The organism is Pedococcus aerophilus, assembly GCF_039532215.1.
In the GTDB taxonomy this organism is placed as follows: Bacteria; Actinomycetota; Actinomycetes; order Actinomycetales; family Dermatophilaceae; genus Pedococcus; species Pedococcus aerophilus.
This window is the reverse complement of the sequence record NZ_BAAARN010000003.1, coordinates 338,180-356,472: the sequence shown is the minus strand read 5'-3', so window position 1 is coordinate 356,472 and position 18,293 is coordinate 338,180. Positions and strand designations below refer to the sequence as shown.

Here is an 18,293-nt window from a genome sequence, read left to right as displayed (position 1 = left end):
CGCGGACTCTTTGAAGGGAGAGACCATGGCAGTCGAACGACGCACATTTCTCAAGGGGGGCGCCGCCACCGCCGGCGGCCTGGCCCTGGCCGGACCGTTCAGCGGGCTCGTGGCCGGACCGGCGGCCGGAGCGACGCCCGGCGCCGCACCCGGCGCCGCGGGATCGACGGGGCGGGGCGGTGCGGCCTTCCGTGGCCTGCGCCCCACGCCGGACCTGCGCGACGGGAAGGTGCGGCTGCACCTGCCGGAAGGTTTCTCCTACCGGTCCTTCCACGACACCGAGTCACCGGTGACCCTCGACGACGGCACCGCCCTGCCGGGGCGGCACGACGGCATGGGGGCGTTCCGTCCCCGTCGTCGCAAGGACGGACACCGTGACGACCCCGACTCCGGTGACCGGCGCGGCGGCGGCAAGGACCACGACGACGACACGGTCGTGCTGGTCCGCAACCACGAGGTGAACAACCCCGGTCCGGCCTTCGGCCCGGTCGGCGACCACACCTACGACCCGATGGCCAAGGGAGGCTGCACCGTCATCGAGGTCAGCACCCGGGGCGAGGTCCGACGGAGCTGGACCGGCCTCAACGGCACGATGATGAACTGCAGCGGCGGCCAGATGCCGTGGGGCGCCTGGGTCACCTGCGAGGAGACGGTCAACGGCCCCGACGTCGGCCCGGACTTCACCGGTGCGTCGAACATCCCGCTGACCAAGCCGCACGGCTACGTCTTCGAGGTGCCGACCACCGGTCGCGCCTCCGGCCGACCGATCACGCGGGCCGGCCGCTTCGCCCACGAGGCAGTGGCCTTCGACCCGAAGGACGGCTACCTCTACCTGACCGAGGACAACTTCGCGTTCCCCTCGGGCTACTACCGCTACAAGCCCAAGCGGCACCCCATGAAGAGCGGCCACCTCGACAACGACGGCCAGCTGCAGATGCTCGCGGTGAAGGGAATGCCGAACGCCCACCTCGAGGCGGAGCAGCGCCGCGGGGCGAGCTACAAGGTCCAGTGGGTCGACATCGACGACCCGGACCCGACCTTCCCCTACACGCCGGGACAGGTCGCGCCGACGACCAACGACCAGGCGATCGTCCACGTCGGTGACCAGGGACGGGCGCAGGGCGCCGCCGGGTTCTCCCGGCTCGAGGGCCAGGTCTACGACGACGGCGTCATCTACTTCACCTCCACCCAGGGTGGCGGCGAGGCCATGACCGGACCGGACAACGTCGACGGGTACGGCAGGGGCTTCGGCCAGGTCTGGGCCTACGACACGAGGTCCGAGCGGCTGCGGCTCGTCTACCAGTCCCCGGGCAAGGCGACCTTCGACTTCCCGGACAACATCACCGTGAGCAACCGCGGCACGCTCGTCGTCTGCGAGGACGACGACGAGGACAACTACGTCCGGGGTCTCAGCCCGCGCGGTCAGCTGTGGGACATCGCCCTCAACCGGGTCGAGAGCTCGCGCACCGGGTTGCCGCGCTACGACGACGAGTTCGCCGGGTCGACGTTCAGCCCGGACGGTCAGACGTTGTTCGTCAACATCCAGGCGAGTGCGGGGATGAGCTTCGCGATCTGGGGTCCGTGGAAGTCGATCGGCGTCTGACCCGCGTCTGATCGGTATGGCGCGGGGCCGGGTCGTCCGGCCCCGCGTCGGCCAGCGCTGTCAGCCGTCCGTCAGCCGGCGGCGTCGGGCTTGCGAGGCGGACAGGTGCTGCTCGCGACGTACTCGAAGTGCCACCACTCGTTGTCGTAGGCGCGGCACACGCCGTACTGCGCCCCGTTGTCCTCGAGCCAAGCGGCGACGTTCTCGGGCCGGACGTCGACGGCATACCCCTTGACGTGGGCCGAGGAGAGCGGAGGCAGCACCCACTTCGCTGCCTCGGCACGGGAGCCGTACTTCGTCACGGCGCGGTCGAAGAGCACCTGCTGGTAGCGCTCGCTGCGCCAGGCCGACTTGATCTGCGGCGACAGTCCGGCAGCTTTCGCCCCGGCGAACGCGGCCTTGAAGGCAGCGGCCGCGCCGGGCTGCATGTTGGTGGTGCCCGGGACCGGCGCGTCGAGAGAGATGCTCTTGGTGGGTGCCGGGATCCGGTCGGTGACCACGGGCGCAAACCCTTGTGCCCCAGCGTTCTCCGCCGTCGTGGCGGGTGCGGGTGTGTCGGCCTTCTTCGGGGCCTGCCCAGCCGTCGCCGACCGCACGGGGGCCGGGTCGTCTCCCCGGGTCGCGGCATACGCCGTCGCGCCGGAGACGGCCACGAGGGTGAGGAGGACGACGACGGTCCGGCGCAGCCGTTCGCGACGCTGCTCCGACATCGGTCGCCTGGTCGCCACCGAGCCCACCCCCTCGTCAGTCCCCGGTCGGGTCGCCGTCACCTCGTGTCGCGGTCCCTCGACGTGAGTGTGCCAGCAGGAGAGCCGGATTCAGCGGACCCCGCCGATGCGGGCGGTGAGCGTCGCCGCGGCCCGACCCACCGCGGCGACCAGTCGGGCGCGCTCGGCCTCGTCGACCTCGTCACGCGGGAAGGTGAGGGCGATGCCTGCCACGGGGTGACCGGTGTGGTCGAGGACCGCCCGCGCGACGGAGGACAGTCCGGCGCTGACCGAGCCGTCCTCGACGGCGTAGCCGCGGGCGCGCACCGCCGTGAGCTCACGCCGCAGCTCGCCCACGGTGGTCGGCCCGTGCCCGTCGCGCTGGACGAGCGAGTCGCGGTGCGGGAACAGCGCGCGCACCTGGGCGGCCGGGAGCTCGGCGAGCATCGCGAGCCCGCTCGCGGTGAGGGACGCGGGCAGGCGCACGCCCACGTCGGTCACCAGCAGGGGTCGCCCGGGCGCGCGCTCCTCGATGACGTAGAGGACGTCCCGGCCGTGCAGCACGGCGAGGTGCGCGTTGTGGGTCGTGGAGTCGACGAGCCGTCCGAGCAGCGGTCGCGCGATGCGCTGCAACGGTGCCTGGCGCTGGTAGGCGGACCCGAGCTCGAAGGCCGCGACTCCCAGGCCGTACCGGCGCTCCTCCTCGAGGTGCGTGACGAAGCCGTGGTCCCGCAGGACGGCGAGCAGGTGGTACGTCGACGAGCGGGGGAGGCCGAGCTCGCGCGCGATCGCGCCGGCCGGGAGCGGTTCGGTGTGGCGCGCGAGGAGCGTCAGGAGCTCCAGGGTGTGCCGGGCGGCAGGGGCGTTGGCCACGTCGTCAGTGTGTCAGGCGCGACGGCGTCACGAGGCGGGTGGACGCGCACGAGCCCGCCGGTCCTCGCGGACGGGCGGGCTCGTGGCGGGGAGGCGGGTTCAGTCGGTCGGCCGCGTGACGACGATGCCGTCGTCGTCGCTGGTGAGGAGCAGGCCGGGGGCGAAGTCGACCCCACCGAACGACACCACCACGTCGGTGTCGCCGACGCCGTCCTTCGCGCTCTTGCGGGGGTTGGAGCCGAGCGCCTTGACCCCGAGGTCGAGCGCGCCGATGGCCGCCACGTCGCGGATGGCGCCGTGGATCACCACGCCCTCCCAGCCGTTGGCGACGGCGCTCGCAGCGATGAGGTCGCCCATGAGCGCCGACTCCAGCGATCCATCGCCGTCGACGACGAGCACCTTGCCCGCGCCCGGCTGGGCCAGGGTCGCCTTGACGAGGGCGTTGTCACGGTGGCAGCGGATGGTGGTGACCGTCCCCGCGAAGGCGGTGCGGGCGCCGTACTGCCGCAGCTGGAGCGAGCAGGACTGGAGGTCCTCGCCGTGCTCGTCGACGAGGTCGGCGGTCGGGGTGACGGTCACTTCTCGTCCTCGCGTGCTGCCTTGACCGAGAGCACCGGTGCATCGGCCTCGAGCAGGATGGTCTGGGCCGCGCTGCCCATGATGAGCTTGCCCACCGGGGTGCGCCGACGCAGCCCGATGACGATGAGCTCGGCGTTGGTCTGCGCCGCGACCTTGAGGATCTGGTCGGCAGGGTCCTTGGCCTCGACGTGCTGGGTGACCTCGTGCTCGACGCCCGACTCCTCGAGCTGGGTCTTGACCGCATCCCAGTCCGAGGACGAGGCGTAGCGGGAGTCCACGAGCGCGTCACCGCGGCTGGCGTTGAGGACGATGAGCCGCCGTCCCCGGAGCCGGGCCTCCTCGATGGCGCGGGTGAGGGCCGCGCGGCCCTCGGGGCTGGGGACGAACCCCACGACGATCGCCATGGTCACTGACCTTCCTGGTTGGCGTGCTGGGGGGCGAGCGGAGGCACGCCGTGTCCTTCGCCCGTGCCGGTCCCGCCGTCACCGGACCGCCGGGAGCGGATTCGGTCGATGACCGCCGGGGCGACCAGGAGGATGACGACGATGGCGTAGACGACCTTGGAGAACGGAGTGTTGATGAGCCCGGAGAGCTCGCCGTCGCTGATCTGCAGGGCCCGGCGCAGCTGCTCCTCGGCCACCGGCCCGAGGATGATCCCGATGATGGCCGGGACCACGGGCAGCCCGAAGCGGCGCATGAAGAACCCGAGCCCACCGATGATGAGCAGCAGCCACAGGTCGAACGTCGAGGTGTTCGCGGCGTAGGCGCCGATGCTGGCGAAGAACAGGATGCCGGCGTAGAGGTACGGGCGCGGGATGTTGAGCAGCTTGGCCCAGACCGTAGCGAGCGGCAGGTTGAGGGCGAGCAGGATGACGTTGCCGATGAAGAGCGACGCGATCAGGCCCCAGACGAGGTCGCCCTGGTCCTGCAGCAGGCGCGGTCCGGGCTGGATGCCGTAGCTCTGGAAGGCGCCGAGCATGACCGCGGCGGTCGCGGTCGTCGGGATGCCGAGGGTCAGGAGGGGGACGAGGCCACCGGCAGCCGAGGCGTTGTTCGTCGCCTCCGGGCCGGCGACACCCTCGATGGCACCGTGGCCGAACTCCTCCGGGTGCTTGCTGAGCTTTCGCTCCGTCGCGTACGACAGGAAGGTCGGGATCTCGGCACCACCGGCGGGGATCGCGCCGAACGGGAAGCCGATGAGGGTGCCGCGGAGCCAGGGCTTCCACGAGCGGCGCCAGTCCTCGCGGTTCATGTGGGCGCCGTCGACCTTGACGATCTCCGCCGGGCTGCGGCGCAGGTGGGCCGCCACCCAGAGGGCCTCGCCCACGGCGAACAGCCCGACCGCGACCACGACGACGTCGATGCCGTCGGCGAGCTCGGGGAGTCCGAGCGTCAACCGCTGCTGACCCGAGGTCGGGTCGATGCCGATGGTGCCGATCAGGAGGCCGATGCCCAGGGAGGCGAGTCCGCGGATCTTCGAGGCGCCCAGCACCGTGGTGACGGCGATGAAGGCGAGCATCATGATCGCGAAGTAGTCGGGGGAGCCGAGCTGGATGGCCAGGCGGACGACCTGGGGGGCGACCAGCGCGAGGGCCAGGGTGCCGAGGGTGCCGGCGATGAAGGAGCCGATCGCCGCGGTCGCGAGCGCTGCCGCGCCTCGGCCCTTCTTCGCCATGAGATTGCCCTCGATGGCGGTGATGACCGACGCGCTCTCCCCTGGTGTGTTGAGCAGGATCGAGGTGGTCGATCCGCCGTACATGCCGCCGTAGTAGATGCCGGCGAACATGATGAAGGCCTGGGTCGGCTCCAGCGTGAAGGTCAGCGGGAGCAGCAGCGCGATCGTCATGGCCGGCCCGATGCCGGGCAGGACACCGATGGCCGTGCCGAGCACGACACCGATCACGGCGTAGAGGAGGTTCTGCGGCGTCAGCGCGGTGCCGAAGCCGTCCATGAGGGCATTGATGCCGTCCATCACAGGATTCCCTTGAGGAGGCCGACCGGGAGCTTGATGCCCAGGCCGAGGAAGAAGAGGTACCAGGAGCCGACCGCCAGGACCACCGAGATGATCGCCATCCGCACGTAGTGCCGGGCGCCGAGGGCGTAGGTGGTGCCGAAGAACAGGATCGCTCCCGAGATCGGCCAGCCGACCCGCTCGATGAGGAGGGCGTTGGCCGCGAAGGACGCGACGAGCAGTCCGATGGTGCGCCAGTCGCTCCCGTGACTGAGGTCGACGTCCTCACCACCCTCGGCCTCGCCGCGTCCGCCGCGGAAGACGTCCACGGTGAGCAGCACGGCCACGAGGATGAGCAGCAGGCCGACGGCGATCGGGACGGTGCGGGCGTTGACCGGGCCGCGAGAGGCCGCGTCGGTCACGCCGAACGCGTCCTGGATCGCCCAGGCGCCGAGGCCCAGCAGGAGGAGGGCCACCCCGTACTCGGAGCGGCCCCCCTTCTCTGCCGCGGTGGTGCTGCTGGACATCAGGCCAGCCCGAGGTCCTTGAGGACCCCAGCCACGCTGTCGTTCTGCTCGGTGAGGAAGGTCTTGAACTCGTCACCGGTCTGGAAGGAGTCGGTCCAGCCCTGGGTCTTCAGGGTCTGCTTCCACTGCTCCGAGGCGTGCATCTGCGTGAGCAGGTCCACGTACTGCTTCTTCTTCTCGTCGGAGAGTCCGGGCGGGCCGACGATGCCGCGCCAGTTGGTGAACTCCATGTCCACCCCGAGGCTCTTCAGCGTGGGGGCGTCGACGCCCTCGACCGGGTCGGCGCTGGTCACGGCGAGGATCTTGACCTCGCCGTCCTTGGCCTGCTCGGCGACCTCGCTGATGCCGGTCGCGGCGAAGGCGACCTTCTTGCCGAGGATGCCCGTGAGGAGCTCGCCGCCACCGTCGTACGCCACGTAGTTGACGTCCTTCGGGGTGACGCCGACGGCCTTGGCCAGCAACATCGGCGTGAGGTGGTCGGGGCCACCGGCGTTGGACGCACCACCCACGGGGACCTTGCCCGGGTCGGCCTTCCAGGCAGCGATGAGCTTGTCGAGGGTGTCGTATGGCGAGCCCTTCGGCACGACGATGGCCTCGGACTCCTCGATGAGCTTGGCGATCGGGACGGTGTCGTTGAGGGTGGCCTGCGACTTGTTCGTGTAGACGGCCCCGACGACGCCGAGCCCCATCTGCATGAGGATGTCGTCCTGGCCCTTCTCGTTGACCAGGCGCTGCAGGCCGACCGTGCCACCGGCACCGGCCGAGTTGAAGACCTCGATGGTCTCGGTGAGCTTGGCGTCCTGCATCGCCTTGGCGGCGGCGCGGGCGGTGACGTCGTAGCCGCTGCCGGGCGAGTTGGGGACGAGGATGCGCAGGCCCTTGACGGGGCCGGAGGCGGTGGCGTCGCCGGCCGTGCTGTCGTCGGAGCTGACGCCACAGGCCGACAGGGCGAGCCCGGCGGTGAGGACGGCCGAGGTGACCTTGAGCGGAGTGCGAACTCGCACGGGAGACTCCTTTGTCTGGGGGGTGCTTCACGCACACCGTGCCCGGCCCCGGGAGGCCTGTCACCGTTAGCCGCGCAAAGTGAGTTTCGTTCTTTGTGCTCACGCGGTGGTGGCCCGTCGTCGTCGCACTCGACACAATCAGGGGGTGGACGTGCCAGGGCGCCAGTCGATGCGCGGTATGGCGCGTGGCCTGGTCGGCCGCGCGCGGCCCCGCCGACGGTGGACGCTGGCCAGCCGGATGCTGGCCCTGCAGCTCGCGATCGTGCTCGTCGTCCTCGTCGGGGTGGCCGCCGTGTCGCTCGCCCAGTCCAACGCGCGGTTCCGCGACACGGAGGGCCGGCGGGCGCTCGCCGTCGCCGAGCGCCTGGCCGTGACGGCCGGTGTCCGTGAGGCCGCGGCGTCGTCCGGCGGGCTCGCGTTCCTCAGCCAGGCGCAGTCGGTCGTCGAGTCGGGCCGCACCTTCTCGGGCTCGACGAAGGTCATCATCGCGACCGAGGACCGCAAGGTCATCGCGTCGACCGACCCCCTCCCCCGGGACGGCGCGGTCTACCTTCAGCAGACCGACGCGTTCGGCGGGCGCTCCTGGGTGGGGGAGGAGCAGGGCACCGGCGCAGCCCTGGCGATGGCGCCGATCATCAACGTCGACACCCGGGAGACCGACGGGGTGGTCGCCGTCGTGCGCAACTACCCGACCGTCCTGGACAACCTGCACGCCGCCCTGCCCAACCTGCTGACCTACCTCGGCATCGCCAGCCTCCTCGGGGTCGTCGGATCCCTCCTGCTCGCGAGGCGCGTCAAGCGCCAGACCCTGGGTCTCGAGCCTCGCGAGATCACCGGCCTGGTCGAGCAGCGCGAGGCCCTCCTGCACGGCATCAAGGAGGGGTTGCTCGCCATCGACCTCGACCGCAGGATCACCATGGTCAACGACGAGGCGGCGCACCTGCTCGGCATACCGCAGACCTCTACAGGACGACTGGTCGCCGACGTCGACGAGGCGGGCCGGCTCGAGGGCATCTTCGAGGGCACCGAGGAGGTCACCGACCGAGTCGTGCCCTTCCACGGCAGGCTCGTCACGGTCAACCGGATGCCCGTCTTCAGCCGCGGCCGCCACATCGGCTGGGTGGCGACGCTGCGCGACCGCACCCAGATGCTCGAGCTCCAGCGCGAGCTCGACCTGACCCGCAGCACCACCGACACGTTGCGGGCCCAGGCCCACGAGTTCAGCAATCGCATGCACGTCGTCAGCGGGCTGATCGAGCTCGGCGAGTACGACGACGTCCGTGCCTACGTCCAGCAGATCGCCGCCGACCAGACCGAGCTGTCGAGCAGCGTCACGTCGCACATCGACGACCCGGCCGTGGCTGCCCTGCTCATCGCCAAGTCCAGCCAGGCCACCGAGCGCGGTGTCGACCTCATCATCGAGGGCTCGACCCGCCTCGCGCGCCTCGACGAGGGGCTCGCCGCCGACGTCAACACCGTCCTCGGCAACCTCGTCGACAACGCGCTCGACGCCGCCGTCGGTGCCGCCGACCCCTTTGTCGCCGTCGAGGTGGTCGAGGCCGACGGGGTCGTGACGATCACCGTGCGCGACTCGGGCGAGGGTGTGGGCACCGACATCGGCGAGCGCGTCTTCGCGCGGGGGTTCTCGACCAAGGCCGGCCCCGGCCACGAGCGCGGCATCGGCCTGGCCCTGGTCCGGCTCGTGTGTCGCAAGCGCGGGGGACAGGTGACCGTGCGCAACGACGGAGGGGCGGTGTTCGTGGCCACCCTGCCGGTCCGCACCAGCGTGGGCGCGCCGTGATCCGGACGCTCGTCGTGGACGACGACTTCATGGTGGCGCGACTGCACTCCAGCGTCGTCGCCGCCCAACCCGGGTTCGTCATGGTCGGGGTGGCCAGCACGGGCAAGGACGCCCTCGAGGCGGTCGCCGTGACGAAGCCGGACCTCGTCCTGCTCGACGTCTACCTGCCCGACCTCAACGGCACCGAGGTGCTGCGCCAGCTGCGGGAGACCTCGGGGAGTGCCGTCGACGTCATCATCATCAGCGCCGCCAAGGACCTCGACACCTTGCGGCAGGCCCTGCACGGTGGCGCGTTCCAGTACCTCGTGAAGCCGTTCGAGGTCGAGTCCCTGCGCAGCCGCCTCGCCGAGTACGCCGCCCACCGCGCGGACCTCGCCGACCTCACGGACGTCCGCCAGGACGACGTCGACAGGGTCTTCCGGGCCCAGGCAGCCAGGGCCAGCGCCAGCCTCCCCAAGGGCATCAGTGCGGAGACGACCGAGCTCGTCACCGCAGCCCTGCAGGCTGCCGACGAGGACGGACTGTCCGCCACCGAGTGCGGTGAGATCACCGGCCTGTCCCGCAGCAGCACGCGCCGTTACCTCGAACACCTCGTGAGCACGGGTTCGGCCGAGATGCGACCCCGGTACGGCGCCGCCGGACGACCCGAGCGCCGGTACCGGCTGCGCTGAGTGCCGCCTATCGGGCGTCGAGGCGCTCGCCGATGGCGGACAGCGCCACGTCGCGGGCCGCGAGCACGTGCGCCTCGGCCAGGGACCGGGACCGGTCCACGTCGCCCGCCATGAGCGCCTCGAGGATGCCTCGGTGCTCGGCGAGGGCGGCGGTGCGGCGCTCCTGCGAGTGGTTGGTGAAGGCGCGGTAGCGCGCCATCTGGCCGTCCACCTGTCCGTGCAGCCGGGAGGCCCAGCCGTGACCGGCCACCTCGGCGATCGCGAGGTGGAAGTCGTGGCCTGCGTTCATCGCGTCGTCGGGGAGCTCGACGAGCTTGGCGTTGCGGTCGACGAGGGCGGTCAGCCGTGACCGGGTGACCGGGTCCATCCGGCGCGCCGCCTCGGCGGCCATCAGGCCCTCGAGGGCGGCGCGGACCGTGTACAGCTCCTCGATCTCCCCCGCGGACAGCTGGCGGACGACCATGCCTCCGGTCGGCAGCTGGTCCAGGAGGTCCTCGGCGAGCAGCAGGCGCAGTGCCTCGCGCAGGGGGGTCCGGCTCACCTGGAGTTCGGCCGCGAGCTCGGGCTCGTAGAGCCGCTGGCCGGGCTGGAGATCGAGGTCGAGGATGCGTCGGCGCAGCTCGGTGTAGACGAGCTGGCCTCCCGAGGCGCGGCGTGGGCGGTCCACGATGTGCTCCCTTCTTGCATACTTGTATACAAGTATGCTTCTCTGGCTCCAGTCTCGCACACCGGCACACCAGTCCGGCTGTCCCTCCCGAGGAGCACTCCATGGTCACCGTCCCGCCCGACCGGCTCGTCCAGGCCGTCGACCTGCGCCGATTCGGTGCCCGGGTGCTCGAGGCGGAGGGAGTGCCTGCCGTCGACGCCGAGCTGCTGTCCGACACCCTCGTCACCGCCGAGCTGTGGGGGCATGCCTCGCACGGGATGCTGCGGCTGCCCTGGTACGTCACCCGCCTGCGCTCCGGTGCCATGGAGCGGGTCACGGCCCCCGAGGTGGTCCACGACGGTGGCGCCGTCGTCGTCCTCGACGGTCGCCACGGCATCGGCCAGGTCCTGACGGCCCGGGCCGTCGAGCTGGGCGTCGAACGCGCCCGCACCCACGGCATCAGCGGCGTCGCGGTCCGCAGCTCCGGCCACTTCGGGACCGCCGCGTGGTTCACCCGGCGAGCGGCCGAGGCCGGCTGCGTGGCCCTGCTCTCGACCAACGCCAGCCCGGCGATGGCGCCGTGGGGTGGCCGGGTCAAGAGCATCGGGACCAACCCCTGGTCGCTGGCGGCCCCCGCCGGGCGGCACGGTGTCGTCGTCATGGACCTGGCCAACACCGCGGTGGCCCGCGGCAAGGTCTACCTCGCGGCCGAGCGGGGCGAGCCGATCCCGGCGACGTGGGCGGCCGACGCCGACGGGGTGCCCACGACTGATCCTGCCGCCGCCATCGACGGGCTGATCATGCCGATGGCCGGGCCGAAGGGCTACGTCATCTCCTTCATGATGGACGTCCTCGCAGGGGTCCTCACCGGGAGCGCATTCGGTGATGCGGTGGCCGGTCCCTATGACTCGGACCGGCGCAGCGGGGCGGGCCACCTCCTCATCACCCTCGACGTCGGCGCCTTCGGCGACCCGTCGGAGTTCGCCACCCGTATGGAGCAGCTGGTCGACCAGACGCAGGGAGCGCCGCTGGCCTCCTGGGCCGACGAGATCCTCGTCCCCGGCCAGCTCGAGGACCGCACCCGCGAGCGGCTGGAGGCGGGCGGCATACCTCTCGCGGACACCACGTGGGCGAGCCTGGCGGTCCTCGCGCAGGAGTCCGGGACCGCTCTGCCCCCACACCACTCGCCCACCGTCACCGCCGCCCGGGCGGGTTCCACGCCCACCACGTCCGACACCACACCGGAGGTCCACCCGTGATCGCGCTCCTCGTGTCCCTGCAGGTCCAGCCAGGACGACGGGAGGAGTTCCTCGCCGCCATCGCGGAGAACGCCGAGCGGTCGTTCACCGACGAGCCGGGGTGCCTGCACTTCGACGTCACCGAGGACCTCGCCGACGACCACCACTTCGTGTTCTACGAGCTCTACGCCGATGAGGAGGCGGTCGCCGCCCACCGTGCGGCACCGCACTTCGCCGTGTGGCGTGCCGCTGCGGAGCGCTGCGTCGTCCCCGGCAGCCAGGTGAACACCCTTGCCACGCAACGGTTCCACCACACCTCGATCACCGGCGGCGCATCATGAGGATCCTCGTCCTCCCGGGTGACGGCATCGGGCCGGAGATCACGGCCGCGACGCTCGAAGTGCTGGAGGCCCTCGACGCCCGCCTCGGCCTGGGTCTCGAGCTGGAGCAGCACGACATCGGCCTGGCGTCGCTCGCGGCAAGCGGCTCGACGCTGCCGGACGCGGTGCTGGCGAGGGTGACGCAGGTCGACGGGACGATCCTGGGGCCGGTCTCGCACTACGACTACCCGCCCCGCTCCGAGGGAGGCATCAACCCCTCCGCCGAGCTGCGGACGAAGTTCGAGCTGTTCGCCAACATCCGCCCCTGCCGCTCGGTGGACGACCTCAGCGTCCTGCGGACCCCGATGGACCTCGTCATCGTGCGGGAGAACACGGAGGGGTTCTACTCCGACCGGTCGATGCACGCGGGCAGCGGCGAGTTCATGCCCGATGCGGACTCCGCCTTCTCGTTGCGCAAGATCACCCGCCGGGGCTCCGAGCGCGTCGCACGCGCGGCCTTCGACCTGGCTCGCAGCCGGCGCTGCCACGTCACCGCGGTCCACAAGGCCAACGTCCTGAAGCTGTCGGACGGCCTCTTCCTCGAGTCCGTCCGGTCGGTCGCCGCCGAGTACCCCGACGTCGAGCTCCGCGAGCTGATCGTCGATGCTGCCGCGGCCCGGCTGATCCGCGACCCGGGCTCGTTCGACGTCATCGTCACCACGAACATGTTCGGCGACATCCTCAGCGACGAGGCGTCGGAGCTCTGCGGGAGCCTCGGCCTCGGCGGTGCGGTGAATGCCGGGCAGGACCTGTGCGTCGCCCAGGCCCAGCACGGCTCCGCCCCCGACATCGCCCGGCTCGGCGTCGCCAACCCCGTGTCGCTCATCCTGTCGGCGGGCATGCTCCTCGACTGGCACGGCGCCCGGTCCGGCCGCGCAGAGCTGCGCGAGGCCTGGCGGCTGCTCGACACCGCGGTGGGCGCCACCGTCGGCGACCCGACCACCCGTACGCGGGACCTCGGCGGCACCCTCGGCACCGCCGCGTTCACGAGCGCCCTCATCGAAACCCTCATCAAGGAGCTCGCCCGTGTCTGACCAGCCGCTCGCGCCGAACCTGCTCATCCGCCCCGACGACGTCGAGCCGTTCGACCGTGGCAACGGCGTCGTCACGATCCCCTACGTCGGGCGGTGGAACTGCGAGACCAACACCGTGACCACGGGCCAGACGCAGTTCGCCCCCGGCACCGGGCTGCCGCTGCACAGCCACAACGTCGAGGAGTCGGTCCTGGTCCTCGAGGGTGAGGCGGTGGCGGAGATCGGCGAGGAGCGCTTCGACCTCGTGGCCGGGGAGGCCACCTGGGTTCCGGCCGGGATCCCGCACCGCTTCCTCAACCGCGGCGCGGGGACGATGCGCATCTACTGGGTCTACGGGGGGCGCGACGTCACGCGCACGATCACCGCGACCGGCGAGACCTTCGAGCACCTGTCCGACAGTGACCGTGGCGGGCTGGGCGCCCGATGAGTGCGGGCACCGACGCGGTCACCACGTCGAACCCGGTCGACGGCAGCCCTCTCGCCACCTACCCCGCCATGGGACCCAACGACGTGGAGGCCGCCGTGGTCTCCGGGCACCGAGCGGCCGCGGCCTGGGGGCTCGTCCCCGTGGCGGATCGGGCGGCCGGCCTGACGAGGCTCGCCGCCCACCTGCGTGCGGACGCCGAGAGGTATGCAGCGCTCGTCACCGCCGAGATGGGCAAGCCGCTGGCCGAAGCCCGCGGTGAGGTCGAGAAGTCGGCAGTCACCGCCGACTACTACGCGGGTCACGCGGAGCACATCCTCCGGCGACGGGCCGTCGAGATCGACTCTCCTGCAAACGTCTCCGCGTTCGTCCAGCCGGAGCCGCTGGGTCTGGTCCTGGCCGTCATGCCGTGGAACTTCCCGGTGTGGCAGGTCATGCGGTTCGCCATCCCGACGCTGGCTGCCGGGAACGGTGTCCTGCTCAAGCACTCGCCCAACGTCACCGGGTCTGCGCTCGCGCTGGCCGATGCCTTCGTCGCCGCCGGCTTCCCCGAGCACCTGGTGACGACCCTCGTCGTCGCCGAGCCCGAGGTGCCGGAGACGGTCGGCCGGCTGATCGCCGACCCGCGGATCGCCGCTGTGACGCTGACCGGGAGCAACCGCGCCGGGGAGATGGTGGGTGCCGCCGCGGGTCGTGCGTCGAAGAAGTCGGTGCTCGAGCTCGGTGGGTCGGACGCCTTCGTCGTGCTGGCCGACGCGGACGTCCCGGCTGCTGCCGCGGCGGCGGTGCGGGCCCGTTTCACCAACTCCGGGCAGAGCTGCGTCTGCGCCAAGCGGTTCGTCGTGGAGGAGCCGGTCGCCGCGGAGTTCACCCGGCTCTTCCTCGAGGGCGTGGCCGCACTCGTGCTCGGCGACCCGACCGATCCCGCGACGACGGTCGGCCCCCTCGCCCGGGCCGACCTGCGCGACGCGCTCCAGCGCCAGGTCGACGAGTCCGTCGCCGCTGGTGCGACGCTCGCCGCCGGTGGGCGCAGCGTGGACGGACCGGGCTGCTTCTACGAACCGACCGTCCTGCTCGACGTCCACCCGGGCATGGCCGTGTTCGACGAGGAGACCTTCGGGCCGGTGGCGGCGGTCGCGGTGGCCCGCGACGAGGAGCATGCGGTCGCCCTCGCCGACGCCACGCAGTACGGGCTCGGTCTCAGCGTCTGGAGCCGCGACACCGAGCGGGCGATCGATGTGGCTCGCCGGATCACCTCGGGCGCGGCGTTCGTCAACGCCGTCGTGGCTTCGGACCCCCGCGTGCCGTTCGGTGGCACCCGTCGCAGCGGGTACGGGCGGGAGCTCGCTGAGGCCGGCGTGCTGGAGTTCACCAACCAGCGGACCTACTGGGTCGCCTCCGCCTGACTGGTCTCGCATCCGAGACGGTATGCCGCCCGCGGGAGTCCCGCGGGCGGCATACCTCCGCTGTGATGGAGCCATGACCACCACCGCACCTCCCTCCGGCGCCGACACCTCGGTCGCCGCGGTCACCGTCGGGATCGGCGCCCTGTCCTTCGAGGACGTCGTCGCCGTCGCCCGGCACGACGCCCGCGTCGAGATCTCGCCGCAGTCGCTGGAGGAGGTGCGGCGCACCCGCGCCGTCATCGAGGCGCTCGCCGACGACGCCCAACCGCACTACGGCGTCTCCACGGGGTTCGGTGCCCTGGCCACCCGCCACATCCCTGTCGAGCTGCGGGCCCAGCTCCAGCGCTCGCTCGTCCGCTCCCACGCCGCCGGCTCGGGCGCCGAGGTCGAGCGGGAAGTCGTGCGGGCGCTGATGCTGCTGCGCATCTCGACGCTCGCCACCGGCCGCACCGGCATCCGCGAGGAGACGCTGTCGACCTACGTCGCGATGCTCAATGCCGGCATCACCCCGGTCGTCCACGAGTACGGCTCGCTCGGCTGCTCCGGCGACCTCGCGCCGCTGTCGCATTGCGCGCTGGCGCTGATGGGTGAGGGCGTCGTCCGCGATGGCGCGGGAGAGAAGATGGCCACGGCCGAGGCGTTCGCCGCTGCCGGGATCACCCCGGTCGAGCTGCGGGAGAAGGAGGGCCTGGCCCTCATCAACGGCACCGACGGCATGTTGGGGATGCTCGTCCTCGCCATCACCGACCTGCGGATGCTGCTCAAGGTCGCCGACGTCACCGCGGCGATGAGCGTCGAGGGTCAGCTCGGCACCGACGACGTGTTCGCCGCCGACCTGCACGCCCTGCGCCCTCAGCGCGGCCAGGCGCTCTCGGCCGCCAACCTGCGCAAGGTCATGCAGGACAGCGGGATCCGCGACAGCCACCGCGACCCCGATGCCTGCACCCGCGTTCAGGACGCCTACTCCCTGCGCTGCTCGCCCCAGGTCGCCGGTGGCGTCCGCGACACGGTGGAGCACGCTGCCACCGTCGCCGGGTTCGAGCTGGCCTCGGCCGTAGACAACCCCGTCGTCACGCCGGACGGCCGCGTCGAGTCGAACGGCAACTTCCACGGGGCGCCGGTCGCCTACGTGCTCGACTTCCTCGCCATCGTGGCGGCGGACCTCGCCTCGATCTCCGAGCGTCGGACCGACCGCTTCCTCGACGTCTCGCGCAACCACGGGCTGCACGCGTTCCTCGCTGACGACCCCGGCGTCGACAGCGGCCACATGATCGCGCAGTACACCCAGGCCGCGATCGTCTCAGAGATGAAGCGTCTCGCCGCCCCCGCGTCGGTCGACTCGATCCCGAGCAGCGCCATGCAGGAGGACCACGTCTCGATGGGCTGGTCGGCGGCGCGCAAGCTTCGTCGCTCGGTCGACGGCCTCACCCGGGTCCTCGCGGTCGAGCTGCTCACCGCGGCACGGGCGCTCGACCTGCGCGCGCCCCTGACCCCGGCCCCGGCCACCGCCGCTGTCGTCGCCGCCCTGCGCGCCGCGGGCGCTCCCGCGCCCGGGACCGACCGGTTCCTCGCCCCCGAGATCGAGACCGCGGTCCAGCTCGTCGCCAGCGGAGAGGCGCTGGCCGCGGTCGAGGCCGTCACCGGCCCCCTCGCCTGACCCCACGGCATACGAGAAGGAGAACGACATGGAAGGCGCCCGTCCCGTCCGCTCACCACGCGGCACCCAGCTGACCCACGCCACGCACTGGGGCGCCGAGGCGCCCTTGCGCATGCTCATGAACAACCTCGACCCCGAGAACGCCGAGCGTCCCGACGACCTCGTCGTGTACGGCGGGACGGGTCGCGCGGCGCGTGACTGGAAGTCGTTCGACGCGATGGTCCGGACCCTGTCGACCCTGAAGCAGGACGAGACCATGCTCGTGCAGAGCGGTCGTCCCGTCGGTGTCATGCAGACCCACGAGTGGGCGCCGCGCGTCCTCATCGCCAACTCCAACCTCGTCGGCGACTGGGCGACGTGGCCGGAGTTCCGCCGCCTCGAGCACCTGGGGCTGACGATGTACGGCCAGATGACCGCCGGCTCGTGGATCTACATCGGCACGCAGGGCATCGTGCAGGGGACCTACGAGACGTTCGGCGCGATCGCGGAGAAGAAGTTCGGTGGCACGCTCGCCGGGACGCTGACCCTGACCGCCGGCTGCGGTGGGATGGGTGGCGCGCAGCCGCTGGCCGTCACGATGAACGAGGGCGCCTGCCTCATCGTCGACGTCGACGAGTCGCGCCTGCGCCGTCGGGTCGAGCACCGCTACCTCGACGAGGTCGCCGGATCGCTCGACGAGGCGATCGACAAGGCCGTCGCAGCCAAGAACGAGCGCCGCGCCTGGTCGGTCGGCGTCGTCGGCAACGCCGCCGAGGTCTTCCCCGAGCTGCTGCGCCGTGGGGTCCCGATCGACATCGTCACCGACCAGACCTCGGCCCACGACCCGTTGTCCTACCTGCCCGAGGGCATCGAGGTCGGCGACTGGCACGAGTACGCGGAGAAGAAGCCAGAGGAGTTCACCGACCGGGCGCGCGAGTCGATGGCGAAGCACGTCCAGGCGATGGTCGAGTTCCAGGACGCCGGGGCCGAGGTCTTCGACTACGGCAACAGCATCCGCGACGAGGCCCGCCAGGGTGGCTACGACCGCGCCTTTGAGTTCCCCGGGTTCGTCCCGGCCTACATCCGGCCGCTGTTCTGCGAGGGCAAGGGCCCGTTCCGTTGGGCGGCGCTCTCGGGCGACCCGAAGGACATCGCGGCGACCGACAAGGCCGTCCTCGACCTGTTCCCCGACAATGACCGCCTGCACAAGTGGATCCGCGGCGCCCAGGACCGGATCGCGTTCCAGGGCCTGCCCGCCCGCATCTGCTGGCTCGGCCAGGGCGAGCGCGACAAGGCCGGCCTCGCGTTCAACGAGCTGGTCCGCACCGGTGAGGTCAGCGCCCCGCTCGTCATCGGCCGCGACCACCTCGACACCGGCTCTGTGGCCAGCCCCTACCGGGAGACCGAGTCGATGCTCGACGGTTCCGACGCGATCGCCGACTGGCCGCTGCTCAACGCCCTCGTGAACACCTCGTCGGGCGCGTCCTGGGTCTCCATCCACCACGGTGGCGGCGTCGGCATCGGGCGCTCGCTGCACGCCGGCCAGGTCTCGCTCGCGGACGGCACCGACCTCGCCGCCCAGAAGCTGGCCCGCGTGCTCACGAACGACCCCGCGATGGGCGTCATCCGGCACGTCGACGCCGGCTACGACATCGCCGAGCGGACCGCTGCCGAGCAGGGGGTCCGCATCCCGATGCGCGAGGAGTGAGTCCCGCGTCACGATTTCTCCCGTTTGGCCTCCGGACCGGGGCGGGCTAGGGTACGGCGACCTCGTCGCGTGGTGGTTCCCCCTCGGGGGACTCGGCACGGGGCG

General features: G+C 71.6%; 18 protein-coding genes. 10 read left to right on the top strand and 8 right to left on the bottom strand.

Features of this window, described 5'->3' with window-relative positions; translation table 11 throughout:
- Window positions 1–25: 25 nt before the first annotated feature.
- Complete coding sequence (locus ABD286_RS13800) at window positions 26–1,603, top strand: PhoX family protein (protein WP_344194428.1); 1,578 nt, start codon at window positions 26–28, stop codon at window positions 1,601–1,603.
- Between the two features lie 71 nt (window positions 1,604–1,674).
- On the opposite strand, the gene ABD286_RS13795 is transcribed toward ABD286_RS13800, so the two are convergent.
- From ABD286_RS13795 to ABD286_RS13765, 7 genes are all read right to left on the bottom strand, one after another.
- The gene (locus ABD286_RS13795) at window positions 1,675–2,313 is read right to left on the bottom strand and encodes a D-alanyl-D-alanine carboxypeptidase family protein (RefSeq protein ID WP_344194426.1); all 639 of its coding nucleotides are present in this window, start codon (window positions 2,311–2,313) and stop codon (window positions 1,675–1,677) included.
- A 108-nt stretch (window positions 2,314–2,421) separates the two neighbouring features.
- Window positions 2,422–3,183: an IclR family transcriptional regulator gene (locus tag ABD286_RS13790; RefSeq protein WP_344194424.1), complete on the bottom strand. Its 762-nt coding sequence runs from the start codon at window positions 3,181–3,183 to the stop codon at window positions 2,422–2,424.
- Between the two features lie 99 nt (window positions 3,184–3,282).
- Entirely contained in the window at window positions 3,283–3,762 is a 480-nt protein-coding gene (gene rraA / locus ABD286_RS13785) for a ribonuclease E activity regulator RraA (RefSeq protein WP_344194422.1), read from the bottom strand.
- Entirely contained in the window at window positions 3,759–4,166 is a 408-nt protein-coding gene (locus tag ABD286_RS13780; protein ID WP_344194420.1) for a universal stress protein, read from the bottom strand. The genes rraA and ABD286_RS13780 overlap by 4 nt, the downstream gene beginning before the upstream one ends.
- Before the next feature lie 2 nt (window positions 4,167–4,168).
- Window positions 4,169–5,734 carry a tripartite tricarboxylate transporter permease gene (locus tag ABD286_RS13775; protein WP_344194418.1) on the bottom strand — a complete coding sequence of 522 codons (1,566 nt, stop codon included), beginning with the start codon at window positions 5,732–5,734 and terminating at the stop codon, window positions 4,169–4,171.
- Window positions 5,734–6,240: a tripartite tricarboxylate transporter TctB family protein gene (locus tag ABD286_RS13770; RefSeq protein WP_344194416.1), complete on the bottom strand. Its 507-nt coding sequence runs from the start codon at window positions 6,238–6,240 to the stop codon at window positions 5,734–5,736. Before ABD286_RS13770 ends, ABD286_RS13775 begins: the two co-directional genes overlap by 1 nt.
- Complete coding sequence (locus tag ABD286_RS13765) at window positions 6,240–7,244, bottom strand: Bug family tripartite tricarboxylate transporter substrate binding protein (protein WP_344194414.1); 1,005 nt, start codon at window positions 7,242–7,244, stop codon at window positions 6,240–6,242. The genes ABD286_RS13770 and ABD286_RS13765 overlap by 1 nt, the downstream gene beginning before the upstream one ends.
- Before the next feature lie 145 nt (window positions 7,245–7,389).
- Here ABD286_RS13765 and ABD286_RS13760 point away from each other — a divergent pair, with 145 nt between their 5' ends.
- Together ABD286_RS13760 and ABD286_RS13755 are read left to right on the top strand one after the other, a co-directional pair.
- Complete coding sequence (locus tag ABD286_RS13760) at window positions 7,390–9,045, top strand: sensor histidine kinase (RefSeq protein WP_344194412.1); 1,656 nt, start codon at window positions 7,390–7,392, stop codon at window positions 9,043–9,045.
- Complete coding sequence (locus tag ABD286_RS13755) at window positions 9,042–9,716, top strand: response regulator transcription factor (RefSeq protein ID WP_344194410.1); 675 nt, start codon at window positions 9,042–9,044, stop codon at window positions 9,714–9,716. The genes ABD286_RS13760 and ABD286_RS13755 overlap by 4 nt, the downstream gene beginning before the upstream one ends.
- A 7-nt stretch (window positions 9,717–9,723) precedes the next feature.
- Here the strand turns inward: ABD286_RS13755 and ABD286_RS13750 are convergent, their stop codons facing one another.
- On the bottom strand, window positions 9,724–10,383 hold the full coding sequence (locus ABD286_RS13750) for a GntR family transcriptional regulator (protein ID WP_344194408.1): 660 nt from the start codon (window positions 10,381–10,383) through the stop codon (window positions 9,724–9,726).
- Window positions 10,384–10,484: 101 nt separating this feature from the next.
- Here ABD286_RS13750 and ABD286_RS13745 point away from each other — a divergent pair, with 101 nt between their 5' ends.
- The 7 genes from ABD286_RS13745 (at window position 10,485) to hutU (ending at window position 18,188) form a co-directional block, all read left to right on the top strand.
- Window positions 10,485–11,621, top strand: coding sequence for an Ldh family oxidoreductase (locus tag ABD286_RS13745; protein WP_344194406.1), 1,137 nt, complete (start codon window positions 10,485–10,487; stop codon window positions 11,619–11,621).
- Window positions 11,618–11,941: a putative quinol monooxygenase gene (locus ABD286_RS13740; protein ID WP_344194404.1), complete on the top strand. Its 324-nt coding sequence runs from the start codon at window positions 11,618–11,620 to the stop codon at window positions 11,939–11,941. Before ABD286_RS13745 ends, ABD286_RS13740 begins: the two co-directional genes overlap by 4 nt.
- Entirely contained in the window at window positions 11,938–13,014 is a 1,077-nt protein-coding gene (locus ABD286_RS13735) for an isocitrate/isopropylmalate dehydrogenase family protein (protein ID WP_344194402.1), read from the top strand. Before ABD286_RS13740 ends, ABD286_RS13735 begins: the two co-directional genes overlap by 4 nt.
- Window positions 13,007–13,441, top strand: a complete 435-nt coding sequence (locus tag ABD286_RS13730) for a cupin domain-containing protein (RefSeq protein ID WP_344194400.1) — start codon at window positions 13,007–13,009, stop codon at window positions 13,439–13,441. Before ABD286_RS13735 ends, ABD286_RS13730 begins: the two co-directional genes overlap by 8 nt.
- Window positions 13,438–14,844, top strand: coding sequence for an aldehyde dehydrogenase family protein (locus tag ABD286_RS13725; RefSeq protein WP_344194399.1), 1,407 nt, complete (start codon window positions 13,438–13,440; stop codon window positions 14,842–14,844). The genes ABD286_RS13730 and ABD286_RS13725 overlap by 4 nt, the downstream gene beginning before the upstream one ends.
- Window positions 14,845–14,917: 73 nt before the next feature.
- Window positions 14,918–16,501: a histidine ammonia-lyase gene (hutH, locus tag ABD286_RS13720; protein WP_344194397.1), complete on the top strand. Its 1,584-nt coding sequence runs from the start codon at window positions 14,918–14,920 to the stop codon at window positions 16,499–16,501.
- Window positions 16,502–16,529: 28 nt separating this feature from the next.
- The gene (hutU, locus tag ABD286_RS13715) at window positions 16,530–18,188 is read left to right on the top strand and encodes a urocanate hydratase (RefSeq protein WP_344194395.1); all 1,659 of its coding nucleotides are present in this window, start codon (window positions 16,530–16,532) and stop codon (window positions 18,186–18,188) included.
- Window positions 18,189–18,293: the final 105 nt, after the last annotated feature.

What these genes read in the sequence shown, in the direction of transcription:
- ABD286_RS13745 (WP_344194406.1), top strand. Translation starts at nt 10,485, where the DNA reads ATGGTCACCGTCCCGCCCGACCGGCTCGTCCAGGCCGTCGACCTGCGC.
- hutH (WP_344194397.1), top strand. Translation starts at nt 14,918, where the DNA reads ATGACCACCACCGCACCTCCCTCCGGCGCCGACACCTCGGTCGCCGCG.
- ABD286_RS13795 (WP_344194426.1), bottom strand. Translation starts at nt 2,313, where the DNA reads ATGTCGGAGCAGCGTCGCGAACGGCTGCGCCGGACCGTCGTCGTCCTC.
- ABD286_RS13770 (WP_344194416.1), bottom strand. Translation starts at nt 6,240, where the DNA reads ATGTCCAGCAGCACCACCGCGGCAGAGAAGGGGGGCCGCTCCGAGTAC.
- hutU (WP_344194395.1), top strand. Translation starts at nt 16,530, where the DNA reads ATGGAAGGCGCCCGTCCCGTCCGCTCACCACGCGGCACCCAGCTGACC.
- ABD286_RS13780 (WP_344194420.1), bottom strand. Translation starts at nt 4,166, where the DNA reads ATGGCGATCGTCGTGGGGTTCGTCCCCAGCCCCGAGGGCCGCGCGGCC.
- ABD286_RS13800 (WP_344194428.1), top strand. Translation starts at nt 26, where the DNA reads ATGGCAGTCGAACGACGCACATTTCTCAAGGGGGGCGCCGCCACCGCC.
- ABD286_RS13725 (WP_344194399.1), top strand. Translation starts at nt 13,438, where the DNA reads ATGAGTGCGGGCACCGACGCGGTCACCACGTCGAACCCGGTCGACGGC.
- ABD286_RS13775 (WP_344194418.1), bottom strand. Translation starts at nt 5,734, where the DNA reads ATGGACGGCATCAATGCCCTCATGGACGGCTTCGGCACCGCGCTGACG.
- ABD286_RS13735 (WP_344194402.1), top strand. Translation starts at nt 11,938, where the DNA reads ATGAGGATCCTCGTCCTCCCGGGTGACGGCATCGGGCCGGAGATCACG.